The organism is Chryseobacterium endalhagicum, assembly GCF_016745235.1.
Taxonomy (GTDB): Bacteria; Bacteroidota; Bacteroidia; order Flavobacteriales; family Weeksellaceae; genus Chryseobacterium; species Chryseobacterium endalhagicum.
This window is the reverse complement of the sequence record NZ_JAELVM010000003.1, coordinates 1,036,750-1,048,911: the sequence shown is the minus strand read 5'-3', so window position 1 is coordinate 1,048,911 and position 12,162 is coordinate 1,036,750. Positions and strand designations below refer to the sequence as shown.

Annotated in this window: 14 protein-coding genes; 7 read left to right on the top strand and 7 right to left on the bottom strand. The window is 38.4% G+C overall.

Features of this window, described 5'->3' with window-relative positions; all coding sequences use genetic code 11:
- Window positions 1–164: 164 nt before the first annotated feature.
- Entirely contained in the window at window positions 165–1,100 is a 936-nt protein-coding gene (locus JET18_RS20285; protein ID WP_202094228.1) for a sulfate/molybdate ABC transporter ATP-binding protein, read from the bottom strand.
- Window positions 1,101–1,175: 75 nt separating this feature from the next.
- On the opposite strand from JET18_RS20285, the gene JET18_RS20280 reads away from it, so the two are divergent.
- The 3 genes from JET18_RS20280 to JET18_RS20270 all read left to right on the top strand — a co-directional run bounded on the left by JET18_RS20280 (window position 1,176) and on the right by JET18_RS20270 (window position 3,932).
- Window positions 1,176–1,835: a YceI family protein gene (locus JET18_RS20280; RefSeq protein ID WP_202094227.1), complete on the top strand. Its 660-nt coding sequence runs from the start codon at window positions 1,176–1,178 to the stop codon at window positions 1,833–1,835.
- A 126-nt stretch (window positions 1,836–1,961) separates the two neighbouring features.
- Window positions 1,962–2,972 carry a phenylalanine--tRNA ligase subunit alpha gene (locus JET18_RS20275; RefSeq protein ID WP_202094225.1) on the top strand — a complete coding sequence of 337 codons (1,011 nt, stop codon included), beginning with the start codon at window positions 1,962–1,964 and terminating at the stop codon, window positions 2,970–2,972.
- Between the two features lie 402 nt (window positions 2,973–3,374).
- Window positions 3,375–3,932, top strand: a complete 558-nt coding sequence (locus JET18_RS20270) for a hypothetical protein (RefSeq protein ID WP_202094223.1) — start codon at window positions 3,375–3,377, stop codon at window positions 3,930–3,932.
- Window positions 3,933–3,990: 58 nt separating this feature from the next.
- On the opposite strand, the gene JET18_RS20265 is transcribed toward JET18_RS20270, so the two are convergent.
- Window positions 3,991–4,761 (bottom strand): DUF3108 domain-containing protein, encoded by a 771-nt coding sequence (locus JET18_RS20265; RefSeq protein WP_202094221.1) that lies wholly within the window; start codon window positions 4,759–4,761, stop codon window positions 3,991–3,993.
- A 157-nt stretch (window positions 4,762–4,918) separates the two neighbouring features.
- Between JET18_RS20265 and JET18_RS20260 the strand changes: the two genes are divergently transcribed.
- Together JET18_RS20260 and JET18_RS20255 are read left to right on the top strand one after the other, a co-directional pair.
- Window positions 4,919–5,974: an NAD(P)/FAD-dependent oxidoreductase gene (locus tag JET18_RS20260; RefSeq protein ID WP_202094219.1), complete on the top strand. Its 1,056-nt coding sequence runs from the start codon at window positions 4,919–4,921 to the stop codon at window positions 5,972–5,974.
- Window positions 5,975–5,986: 12 nt separating this feature from the next.
- A complete protein-coding gene (locus tag JET18_RS20255; RefSeq protein ID WP_202094217.1) occupies window positions 5,987–6,316 on the top strand; it encodes a 2Fe-2S iron-sulfur cluster-binding family protein in 330 nt (109 codons plus the stop codon).
- A gap of 70 nt (window positions 6,317–6,386) precedes the next feature.
- On the opposite strand, the gene JET18_RS20250 is transcribed toward JET18_RS20255, so the two are convergent.
- The 5 genes from JET18_RS20250 to JET18_RS20230 all read right to left on the bottom strand — a co-directional run bounded on the left by JET18_RS20250 (window position 6,387) and on the right by JET18_RS20230 (window position 10,243).
- Complete coding sequence (locus JET18_RS20250; RefSeq protein ID WP_202094216.1) at window positions 6,387–6,755, bottom strand: hypothetical protein; 369 nt, start codon at window positions 6,753–6,755, stop codon at window positions 6,387–6,389.
- 17 nt (window positions 6,756–6,772) lie between these two features.
- Complete coding sequence (locus JET18_RS20245; RefSeq protein WP_202094215.1) at window positions 6,773–7,354, bottom strand: LOG family protein; 582 nt, start codon at window positions 7,352–7,354, stop codon at window positions 6,773–6,775.
- Between the two features lie 205 nt (window positions 7,355–7,559).
- Entirely contained in the window at window positions 7,560–9,005 is a 1,446-nt protein-coding gene (locus JET18_RS20240) for an aminoacyl-histidine dipeptidase (RefSeq protein WP_202094214.1), read from the bottom strand.
- 119 nt (window positions 9,006–9,124) lie between these two features.
- Window positions 9,125–9,616, bottom strand: coding sequence for a hypothetical protein (locus JET18_RS20235; RefSeq protein WP_202094213.1), 492 nt, complete (start codon window positions 9,614–9,616; stop codon window positions 9,125–9,127).
- A 21-nt stretch (window positions 9,617–9,637) separates the two neighbouring features.
- The gene (locus tag JET18_RS20230) at window positions 9,638–10,243 is read right to left on the bottom strand and encodes an LURP-one-related/scramblase family protein (protein WP_202094212.1); all 606 of its coding nucleotides are present in this window, start codon (window positions 10,241–10,243) and stop codon (window positions 9,638–9,640) included.
- 429 nt (window positions 10,244–10,672) lie between these two features.
- On the opposite strand from JET18_RS20230, the gene recR reads away from it, so the two are divergent.
- Window positions 10,673–11,284, top strand: a complete 612-nt coding sequence (recR, locus tag JET18_RS20225) for a recombination mediator RecR (protein ID WP_202094211.1) — start codon at window positions 10,673–10,675, stop codon at window positions 11,282–11,284.
- Entirely contained in the window at window positions 11,280–12,119 is an 840-nt protein-coding gene (locus JET18_RS20220; RefSeq protein WP_202094377.1) for a glycosyltransferase family 2 protein, read from the top strand. The genes recR and JET18_RS20220 overlap by 5 nt, the downstream gene beginning before the upstream one ends.
- Window positions 12,120–12,162: the final 43 nt, after the last annotated feature.

Below are 12,162 nucleotides of genomic sequence, written 5' to 3'. Positions count from 1 at the left end.
TTAAGGCAGAAAGAGAATTAACCAAAAATTTCCTTATGCTGTGGAAATACAAATGTAAGAAAAAGTTTCAGACGGCTTCTTAGATTTGTATTTTTTTTATCCACATATTAACAATAACTGTAAGAAAATGTATAAGTTAGCTTTGTCCTTCCGCTGTTTCGCCTTTACTCAAAAGAGACTTTAATATTCCCTTCAACCTTCTCATCCGTATACATAATCAGTTCTTTATTCTTCACCCGGACTTTGTTCCAGTAGTGGTTTCCGGCAAATCTGCTTTCAAGGAGTTCGGCTTCGGTACCGTGGTCCGAAATTTTTATTTCTTTAGGATAATATGAAAATTTAGGAAGCTGAAAATCTGCCGCTTCTTCTTCACTGAAAATATTGACTTCACCAAAAAGTTTGGCTACATAAGAATTGTAAGGACGTTTGTAAGTTTCTTCAGGGCTTTCGTTCTGGATCAGTCTTCCATCTTGCAGAATAACGATCTGATCGAGCCACGGCATGATTTCCTGAAGTTCGTGGGTAGAAATAATCAAGGAGATCTGGTGCTGCTTCACGTACCTGAACAGTCTTTCTCTGAGTTCTATTTTCCTTGAGAAATCCAGGTTGCTGAACGGTTCATCCAAAACAAGCAGTTTGGGCAATACGGAAAGGGCCCGCGCGATGGCCACTCTCTGCTGCTGGCCTCCGCTTAAATATTTGGGAAGAACACCGGCAAATTCCTGCAGTCCCACTACCTCAAGAAGTTCCAGAACAGTTTCTTTCTTTTGGGCTAAATTGATATTGGAAATAAACTTCCCCACATTTTCGGCAACAGTGGCGTAAGGCATCAGATCAAAATTCTGAGCGACCAGCTTCATCTCCGCTTCTCCGGGAACCAAATTTCCTTTTGGGCCTAAAAGTCTGGTGCCGTTAAAAATAATCTCACCGCTTTCCCAGTCCAGAAGTCCGTAAATAAGGTTGAGCAATGTAGACTTTCCACATCCGCTTTCTCCGGCCAGGGCAATGATCCTGCCTTCCTCAAATCCCAGATTAAGGTTCTGAAACAGGGGTTTATCTTTAGTATGGGAAAAATATAAATTGTTTATTTCTAATAGCATAATACAAATGTAAGGTTTTTATGAAAAAATAATTTTTTTTATTATATTAGCGGAAGTAATAAAAATATATCAAAGATGAAAAAAAAGCTGTTTTCACTGGCTATTCCTGCTTTATTGGTGACGGCTGTAATGGTTTCTTGTAAAAAAGACAAACCGGTTACCAGCGAAAGTAATGAAGTGACCACTACAAAGGACGGGAATCAGTTTACAGTGGATACTTTAAACAGTAGAGTGGAGTGGAAGGGATATAAAATATTCAAGTCTGAAAGTACCAGCCATTTCGGAACCATTAAGTTTGAAAGTGGTGATGTAACCGTAAAAGAAGGAAAGCTTGAAAGCGGAAAATTTGTTGCTGACATGAATTCTTTAACCTCTGTAGATCTTAAGGACGATGCAGATCAGCTGGCAAAACTAAACGGACACCTTAAAAGCGGAGATTTCTTTGAAGTGGAAAAATTTCCGACAGCTTCTTTTGAAATTACAAAAGTAACACCCGCTACTGAAGGCGATTACAATACACTTCTTGATGGAAATTTAACGATCAAGGGGATTTCAAAACCGGTTCAGTTTAAAGCCAATGTATCTGTGAAAGACGGAGAAGTAAGTGTGGCTACTGAGCCTAAGGATATTAAAAGAGAAGAGTTTGGCGTAAAGTTCCAGGCTCCTGCTGAAAACGGTGTGATCAAGGATGAGGTAACGCTTCAGATCAACGTTAAAGCTTTAGAAAAGAAATAATTTTTTTATTTAAGTGAAATAAGTGATTGAAGTCTGCCTCCCATAAAGGGGCAGATTTTTTTATCACAGATTCATTATTAAACTTAAAAAACGTATTTTTGCAAAACATTTTGAAAGGGTAAAACAATGATAGAAAAGATAGAAGAACTACTTACCGAAGTAAACAGCTTCAATGCTACGTCTAAAGAGGAAATTGAAAACTTCCGGATTAAGTATAATGGTAAAAAAGGTGTTCTGAATGATTTTTTTGAAAAATTTAAAGAAGTTCCAAACGACCAGAAAAAAGAATTCGGCCAGAAGATCAATTCTTTGAAACAGGCTGTTGCCGGAAAATTAGAAGATCTTAAAGATGCTTCCCAGTCTGCTATTATTACGGAAAAGGAAGATCTTACGAGACCTGCTTTTCCATTGGATCTTGGGTCAAGACACCCTATCAATCTGGTGAAAAACAGGATTATTGAGATTTTCAAATCCATAGGCTTTGCAGTTGCCGACGGTCCTGAAATAGAGGACGACTGGCATAATTTTACGGCTCTTAACCTTCCGGAGTACCACCCGGCAAGAGATATGCAGGATACGTTCTTCATTGAGCAGAATCCGGATATTCTTTTAAGAACCCATACATCTTCCGTACAGATCCGTTATATGGAAGAAAATCAGCCGCCGATCAGAATTCTTTCTCCGGGAAGAGTATTCAGAAACGAGGCTATTTCTTCACGTTCACACTGTATTTTCCATCAGATTGAAGGATTATATATTGATGAGAATGTAAGTTTTGCAGATCTTAAGCAGACGATTCAGTTCTTTACTACGGAGCTTTTCGGAAAATCCAAGATCAGAATGAGACCTTCTTATTTCCCTTTCACAGAGCCTAGTGCCGAAATTGATGTATACTGGGGATTAAATTCTGAAACCGATTACAGAATTACCAAAGGAACAGGCTGGCTGGAAATTATGGGCTGCGGAATGGTAGATCCTGCCGTTCTGAAAAATGTGAATATTGATTCCGAGAAATATTCAGGATATGCTTTCGGGATGGGTATTGAAAGAATCACGATGCTTCTTTACCAGATGAGCGATATCCGAATGTTCTTCGAAAATGATATCAGAACTTTAGAACAGTTTAAATCACTATAAAAATCAAACCTCCGGAATTTCCGGAGGTTTTTGTTTTTAATTACTGACCTAAGAAACAAAACGTAATTAAAAACGAGATTTATTGAAAAATTACAACGTGTATTGTTTTAATAGAGGCATATTAATTTTACATTAATTTTTTCCTTTTCTGAAAGCTGTGTCACGCTGAGCGGAATCGAAGCGTGATGGTACTGTTTTTTATCCCCATGAATCTTTATGTCTTCCGTTATTAATAAGACAATCCATATTAAAAATCCATTACATATTTTTTGAAAAAAAGAAAATTATTTTATTTGTTTAAGATATTGCTTATGGATCATACCGATTAAATGTTAAACAGCGGCTTAACACCAGCACCAGATGCTTTTTTATTTACTTTTAATTTGTTAAACAAACTAAAAAATGAAAAAAATAGTATTACCGCTTCTATTGGCGGGTGGGCTTCTTAGTGCCCAAAAAATAGAGGTTTCTGCGAGTTATGGAATATCTTCTATGTACGGCGGATCTTATGGACTGTCGTATGATATTGCAAACGGTATTATTCCAACCAGTGTTAGCAATGGAGATGGCCGTAGCCCTTCAAGTATGGGAGTTGCTATCATAGGAGTAGCGATGTACAGTGAAAATACGAAATGGCGTTTTGGGGTAGATATTGCGAATGAGTTTTTCAATAACACATCTACTGCCAAAGAAAACATGTTCTCGGTATTACCGAAAGTAGATTATTTCTGGCTTAAAAAAGAAAAATTAGGATTGTATTCAGGGGCAGGTGCCGGAGTCAATTTTGTAAGCAATACCTACATTAATCAAAACAATAATCAAATAGAGGATAACTATGGGATGTTTGCATTCAACGTTACTCCTATTGGCGTTAAGTATGGGGGAGATCTGAGTGTTTTCCTTGAAACCAATATCGGGATCAGGGGAATTCTCCAGGGAGGTGTTTCCTACCAGTTTTAGCAACTAAAAAGGAGCAGTTAAAATAACTACTCCTTTTAAATTTATAAGCTGAATATCCTTATTTAATATATTTCAAAGGGTATTTCACATTTTTAAGATCGTCGATACTCGCTTTCAGGGAACCTACAGCCAGTTCAGCTTTCAGAAGCATCGGGATATGGTTCGCATCATTGGTTACCCACATGGTTACCCCTTCTTTTTCCTTGAAAACTCTTCCGCTTTTTACGGATGGAATGATTTTTAAACAGTTTATAGTCCCGAATTTCGTTTTTAGATCTTCCGTTCCAGTCACTTTTAGCTGGAATGGGAACATTTCATCGTCTATCCAGACATTCATATTGATAACGGTTCCTACCTTCAGCTCACTTGTACTTTTACTTCTGAGGAAATAGAAGCAGGAAAGCATATCCTGCACGCCCTTTACTGATTTCAATACCTTTGAACCGTTGGTCGGTGTTTTTTTGTCAGTAAGGATCAAAGTATGGTTGTCATGGTTGAAAACGGTCTCGAAATGCTGGCGGTAGCTTCCTTCGCGTACATTTCTCACGTAAAAGCTGGGAAGTCCGGTATCAGTATTAATAAAGCTTTCATATAAATCTTCTACCTTAAAGAAGGCTTTCACAGCACCTGTGGTCTGCCCGGTACCTTTAACATACAGATGGGGATTGCCCATATAGTTTACTTTCTTTGTGGTAAGATTGGCGGTTCCGGCATTCAGGATTCCGTAGTGGATTCTGAAGGTAATAGACTCGCCGTCAGCAATATTATCAATCTGAGCATGGCCCAACAGGAACATAAATATTGCAAAAAGATTTAAAAATTTCTTCATGGTATCACATTTAACAAAAACACTGCCAAATTTAAGATTCTTAAGTATTTACAGAGATTTGATAAATCTCAGGTTTTTATTTAGAATCAATTAAATATGCTTCGCATTAAAATTAGTAAATTTGCACTTACATGTATAATTAAATTATCTTATTATTATGATAACCACTGATATATTGATCATAGGTGCCGGGCCTACCGGGCTTTTTGCTGTTTTTGAAGCAGGTTTATTAAAAATGAAGTGCCATATTATTGATGCACTTCCGCAGCCGGGAGGACAGCTAGCTGAGCTTTATCCTAAGAAACCTATTTTCGATATTCCGGGCTATCCTTCGGTAAATGCCGGAGAATTGGTAGATAATTTAATGGAGCAGATCAAGCAGTTCCAGCCGGGATTCACTTTGGGAGAAACTGCGGTTTCCTATACCAAGGTAGATGATGAGTGGTTTGAAGTGATCACGAATAAAGGAACGGTTCACAGATGTAAAGCGATTGCTATTGCGGGAGGATTGGGAACTTTTGAGCCTAGAAAACCTACTTTCGACAATGTAGCGGATTATGAGGAAAAAGGGCTTGAATATTTCGTTAAAGAACCTGAGCATTTCAGAAACAAAAAAGTGGTTATTGCCGGAGGTGGTGATTCTGCTTTGGACTGGAGCGTTTTCCTTTCAAACGTTGCGAGTGAAGTAACGCTGATCCACAGAAGAAACGAATTCAGAGGAGCTTTGGATTCCGTGGAGAAAGTTCAAGATCTTAAAAATGAAGGAAAAATTAAATTGATTACGCCTGCAGAAGTTACCGGTATCAAAGGTGACGGAAAAGTAGAAGCGATCACGGTAGAAATTGAAGGACAGGAAGCTTACGATATTGAAACGGATTATTTTATTCCTCTATTCGGATTGACTCCAAAATTGGGTGAGATCGGAAACTGGGGACTGAATATCGAGAAAAATGCAATTGTTGTAAACAATGCACTTGATTATCAGACGAACATCGACGGAATCTACGCAATCGGTGATATCAATACGTATCCTGGAAAATTAAAGCTGATCCTTTGTGGTTTCCACGAAGCAACTTTGATGTGTCAGAGTGTGTATAACAGACTGAACCCGGGCAAGAAATTTGTACTAAAATATACGACAGTAAGCGGTGTGGACGGATTCGACGGCAGCCGTAAGGAAGCAGAAAAGGCAGTTGTGAAAAAAATTGACTAATTTTGCATTATTATGTCAGATATTAATATAAAGATCACCGATCGGGAGGGTATTACCCATGATGTTGTAGCACCTACAGATATGTCTATGAACCTGATGGAGATCATCCGTTCTTATGAATTGGCGGAAGAAGGAACCATCGGAGTATGTGGAGGAATGGCGATGTGCGCCTCATGTCAGGTGTATGTGATCCATGATCCGGGCCTTGAGCCTATGGGCGATGAAGAAGATGCCATGCTGGCGGAAGCTTACCACGTAAAAGGCAACAGCAGACTGGGATGCCAGCTGCATATGATGGATGAAATGGAAGGTCTTGAAGTGGAGATTGCTCCTTATCCTTAGAATATATTTTTTTAATCTTCATAGAAACCCGTTCGAAAATCCGAACGGGTTTTGTTTTGTGCATTAATTATCATTTTGAATAACACTTCTCTTCGTGAATGATTACAGTATCTTTTTTAATTATTTTATAATATGGCTCTCCTTTATTTTTTATAAAATAATCACCCGGCTCAAATTCTTTTTTATAGAAAGACCACCATCTGTTACCATCATTGCATTCACAGGGTTGAAAGGTTTCCATATCAGTTCCTATTAATTTAAATGTTCCTGTATGATCAATTTTTTCGATCTTAATTTTACATTCTTCCTTTTTGATTCTTTCAATTTTTGTTTTACAATCTTCTGTAAGGTAAGGAGATAAGGTTGGAAGAATAAAGATAAAGACTACAGATATAATAGCAACTCCAGCCATTTCCCTATTAACATTGTAGTTACTCATATGAAACTATAAAGGTTTTAAACTTCATCCTTAGAAATCCACTTCCCAACAGTAGGCGCCTCATAATTCCTCATTTTTTCCAAAAGCTCTTCTATGTTTCCACTTATTAAAAGCATATCTCTGTTTACCTGCTTTAAAAATCCTTTATCCACCATCGTTTGAACCAGCTTGATAAGATCATCATAAAATCCGTCAATATTCAGAATGCCGATCGGTTTTTTATGAAGTCCCAGCTGGGCCCAGGTGATCATTTCAAAAAATTCTTCCAGGGTTCCATAGCCGCCCGGAAGAACGATCACGCCGTCACAGAGATCATTCATCTTTGTTTTTCTTTCGTGCATGGTTTCTACGATGACGAGTTCAGTGAGGTTTTTATGGGCAATTTCTTTGGATTGCAGGAAGTGGGGAAGAACTCCGGTGACTTTTCCGTTTTCACTTAAAGCTCCGTCTGCAACGGCTCCCATTAAACCTGTGTCTGCACCGCCGTACACCAGCTGTATGTGTTTTTTCGCTAATGTCTGACCAAGCAGGAAAGCCTGTTCTTGGAAAATGTTATCTGAGCCGAAACTTGAGCCGCAGAATACTGTAATATTTTTCATTATTTTAAATCTTGTTACATAATTTTTAAACCATTAAGATCAATGAAGTTATTAAGGGTTGTTAAGTAAAATATCAAAGATATTTTTAAGCCTAATGCATATGGATTCTTAATGATCTTAACGACTTAAACAAACCTTAATGGTTCAAATTAAAAATATCCAAAATCATACGACTTTGGATATTCAATATAGCAATTCTATCTTCTTATTTTAAAGGAATATTCGCTAAAATATCCTTAGTAAAGCTCCAGAATTTCTGAGCAGAAGGAATATTCGCTTTTTCATCCGGAGAGTGCGCGCCTCTGATGGTAGGTCCAAAGCTTACCATTTCCATTTCAGGATAATTAGCTCCGATGATACCACATTCCAGTCCCGCGTGACAGGCAACTACGTGAGGTTTTTCACCAAATTTCTCCGTATAGATCTTTTCCATCAGCTGAACGATTTCAGAACCCGGTTTTGGTTTCCATCCCGGATAAGAACCACTGAATTCCACATTCATACCAGCTAATTCCGCAACGGATTTCAACTGTTCTGCCACAGAATATTTAGAGGAATCTACAGATGATCTGGTAAGGTTTAAAATTTTAAGCTCACCGCCTTTTAATTCCACTCTTGCAACATTGTTGGAGGCTTCTACAAGATCCTTTACATCAGGACTCATTCTGTAAACTCCGTTATGAAGAGATTTTAAAGTCAGGATGATTTTCTTTGAATCTTCTTCAGAAAGAGCCTTGTCTGAAGTGGTAGAGTTTTCAATATTGATCTGCAAACCTGGTTCTACAGAAGCAAACTCTTCAAGGATTTCTTTTTTAAGACCTGTTGTAGCTTCTTCAATAAATTCCTGGGCATTTCTCACAGAAATAAGGGCTACTCCTTCTCTTGGAATGGCATTTCTCAATCCGCCGCCATCTACAGAGATCAGCTGAACATTCTGCTTAGCCAAACCGCTGTAAAGAAGTCTTCCTAAAATAATATTGGAATTTCCGAAACCTTTGTGGATGTCCATTCCCGAATGTCCTCCCTGAAGTCCTTTCACTTCAATTCTTACAATCTGTCCTTTTGCCGCTTCTGTTCCGTAATTCTGAGTAATGGTAACATCTACACCGCCTGCACAGCCGATGTCAATTTCATCATCTTCTTCCGTATCAAGATTTAACAGGATTTCTCCGGTCAGCTGCCCCGGTTTTAAACCTAAAGCACCCGTCATACCTGTCTCTTCATCTATTGTGAAAAGCGCTTCCATAGCCGGATGAGGAATATCTGTACTTTCAAGGATAGACATGATGGTAGCCACTCCCAGACCGTTATCGGCTCCTAAAGTGGTTCCTTTGGCCTTTACCCAGTCACCATCGACCTCCATTTTGATTCCTTCTGTATCAAAATCAAAATTGACGTCATTGTTCTTCTGGCAAACCATATCCAGGTGCGACTGAAGCACTACGGATTTACGGTTTTCCATACCCGGAGTAGCCGGTTTTTTGATGATCACGTTTCCTACTTCATCTACCGTAGTTTCCAATCCTAAATTTTCACCAAATTCTTTGATGAAAGCAATCACCCTTTCTTCTTTTTTAGATGGTCTTGGAACAGCATTCAGCTTGGAGAAATTCTTCCAGATGATCTGCGGTTCTATATTAGATAATTCCATGAAATTTTATTTTTCTCAAAATTACGAAATAAAAAATGCTTCCGTGAATTCAGAAGCATTTTTTGTGAGTTGTATTAGGGCGAAATCGCGAAACAGCAAATTAGCTTTTTAGTTTCAGGCTAGCATCCGCATTCCCCATAAATAGGAATCGTTTCTACCGTCCCGTCCGGTTTTTCAATCGTCAGGGTGCCTTCGAAGAGTAAAGCTTCCTCGCTTTTTATTTTCTTCCCTTTTACAGAGATTTTGTAGTGATCGCTTTCAATTTCTTTGGTCAGTTCTTCATCCACTTCCATATCGCTCGAGGAAATAAGATTCATGGCGATTCTTTTACCGTCAAGTTTCATATAGGCGGTTTTTCCCGCATCGTCAGCGTAGATGTATTTTTCAGCCTCGAAATCAGCTTTGTTTCTGGCAAAATAGCAGGAGCATTCTTTGATCTCTTTTGGAAAAGGAATGATGTCTACCAGTACTTTTCCTGATGCAGCCTGTGTTTTTGCAGAATCCTTTACAAGATTTAAAGAATCTGCAGATGTTGAACTTTGAACGGTTTCTTTGTCTTTTTTACATGCGGTTAAAAGAAACGCTGAAAAGAAAATGATTAGATATTTCATTGTCGGTGATTTTTTATTTTTTTAGCCTCTGGCTCTTTCCAGAAGAACCATCATCAGTAGGGATAAGATCACTAAGCTTTCGTCTTCGTCATCAATATCAATCACTCTGTCCAGCTGGAACCTTCTTCCGAAGAATGACGGCATTTTTTTCAGTTTAAAATATTCTTTTCCGTCTATCCCTCTTACCGTGTAAGCCGGGTTAAGAAAATAACCTGTAAACATCCCAATAATTGGAATTTCACTCACCATTCCATCGAAGAATTTTGTCCATCCGTTATCTTCTGTAACGGTAAATTTGGGTTGATCGTTGGCATCCAGAATATCATAGCTGGATTTCCAGAGAGAACGCATTCCTTTTCTGGCCAGTCTTCCGTAGTTTTTATTATCGGTAAGATCATTCAACGAGTAAGAAGCATTGAAATCGATCCATTGGTTGGCTTTAATTCTGAAAAGCTCTTTGGATTTACTTTCGTCATTGAAAACCACCACATCTTCTTTCAATTTAAACATTTTCTGACGCACATACGCTACATAACTTCCGTTTCTGTCAGTAATATTGAAATCACTTGCCAGCGTTGAAATCTTGAATTTGAAATCCAGAGGATAATTTAAATTTTTAAGTACCATTATTAGTCTATTTTTTTTCATATTAGAACCCCAAAGATAGAGGTTTTTTTAGAATGGGGGAATACGGCCAGGAAGCGGGAGCCAGGAACCCGGGTTTTAGACATCAGATGTCAGATGCCAGATTTCAGACATGAGACATTACTCCGGTGGCTTCGGGAGCCTCTGCCACCTGGTGTTTGTCGTTCATTCAATATTTCCGGATTTATACTCTCCAACCCTAAAACACTCCGACTCTCAACCCCTAACCAGCAACTGTCAGCCAGTACCCCGAAATTTATAACTCATAACTAAGATACTCTCCAACCCTAAAACTCTCCAACTCTCCAACGCTCGAACCCCGCATCCCGAAACTCACCACCCAAAAACTCTCGCGCTCTAAAACCCAGAAACCCGCACCAATTCTCAACAATATTCCTTATTTTTGTACTTATGGATTATCCTAGTAAAGTTTTGGCAAAAGCTGTAGATGAAATTTCAGGGCTTCCCGGAATTGGGAGAAAAACAGCTTTGAGATTGGCACTGCATCTGCTGAAACAGCCCAGCTCCAGAGCGGTAAGTCTTGGAAACTCACTGATCAACCTTGTCAACGAAATAAAATACTGCAAAGAATGTCATAATTTTTCAGATTTTGACGTGTGTGAAATCTGTAGTAATGAAAAAAGAAACAGTGAACTGATCTGCATCGTTGAAGATGTACGTGATGTGATTGCTATTGAAAACACAGGAAAATTTACAGGAAAATATCTGATCTTAGGCGGGAAAATATCGCCAATGGAAGGGGTAGGACCTAACCAGCTCAATATTCCAAGTATTGAAAGAAAAGTAAATGAAGGCATGGTGAAGGAATTTATTTTTGCACTCAGTGCGACGATGGAAGGGGATACCACAGCATATTATATTTATAAGAAATTTAAAAACTTTAATGTTAATTTTTCAAGCATTGCGAGAGGAATTTCAGTAGGGGATGAGCTGGAATATGCGGATGAGGTCTCATTGGGAAGATCCATTATGAACAGGCTGCCTTATAACGAAAAGGATTAGTATGAAACTCTCAATAATTATTGTTAACTATAATGTCACGAAGCTGTTGAGAAACTGCCTTCTGTCTATCCGGAAGTATACTGAAGGAGAGAATTATGAAGTGATTGTTATTGATAATGCCTCCACAGATACTTCCTGGGGCGATCTTATTCCTGAATTTCCGACGGTCCGTTTTATGTCCTCAGAACATAATGACGGATTTGCCATCGCGAATAACAAAGCTATCAGAACAGCAGCCGGGGAATATATTCTTCTTTTGAATCCGGATACTGAACTTGAGGGGTTTTATATGAAAGATATTCTTGATTTTGCAGATTCAAAGCAGGATTTCGGATGCCTGGGCGTAAGAATGCATGATGCAGAAGGGAATTTTCTGCCGGAAAGCAAACGTTCCGTTCCCGATATGTTCAATTCTTTTGAAAAACTGTTTACAAATTTTAAAAGAAGCAATTCAAAATCTTACTACAGAAGTGATATTGATGAAACCGCCATTGCAGAAGTAGAAGTGGTTACCGGAGCTTTTTTATTGATCAGAAGAGATGTGTACGAAAAAACAGGAGGACTGGATGAAACCTATTTTATGTATGGGGAAGATATTGATCTTTGCTATACCCTGCTGATCAACGGGTACAAAAACTATTATTACGGAAAAGCTTCCCTTCTTCACTATAAAGGCGAAAGCACCATTAAAGATGAAGTATATCTAGACCGGTTTTACGGGGCCATGCAGATATTCATCGATAAATATTATAAAGAATCCAAGCCCATGCAGTATTCATTTTTAAAGGCAGGGTTGAAGCTTCGCCATAAGATTGAGAAAATCAAACTAAAATAAAAAAGCAGTTCAATTTGAACTGCTTTTGTTTTATAATAAGATA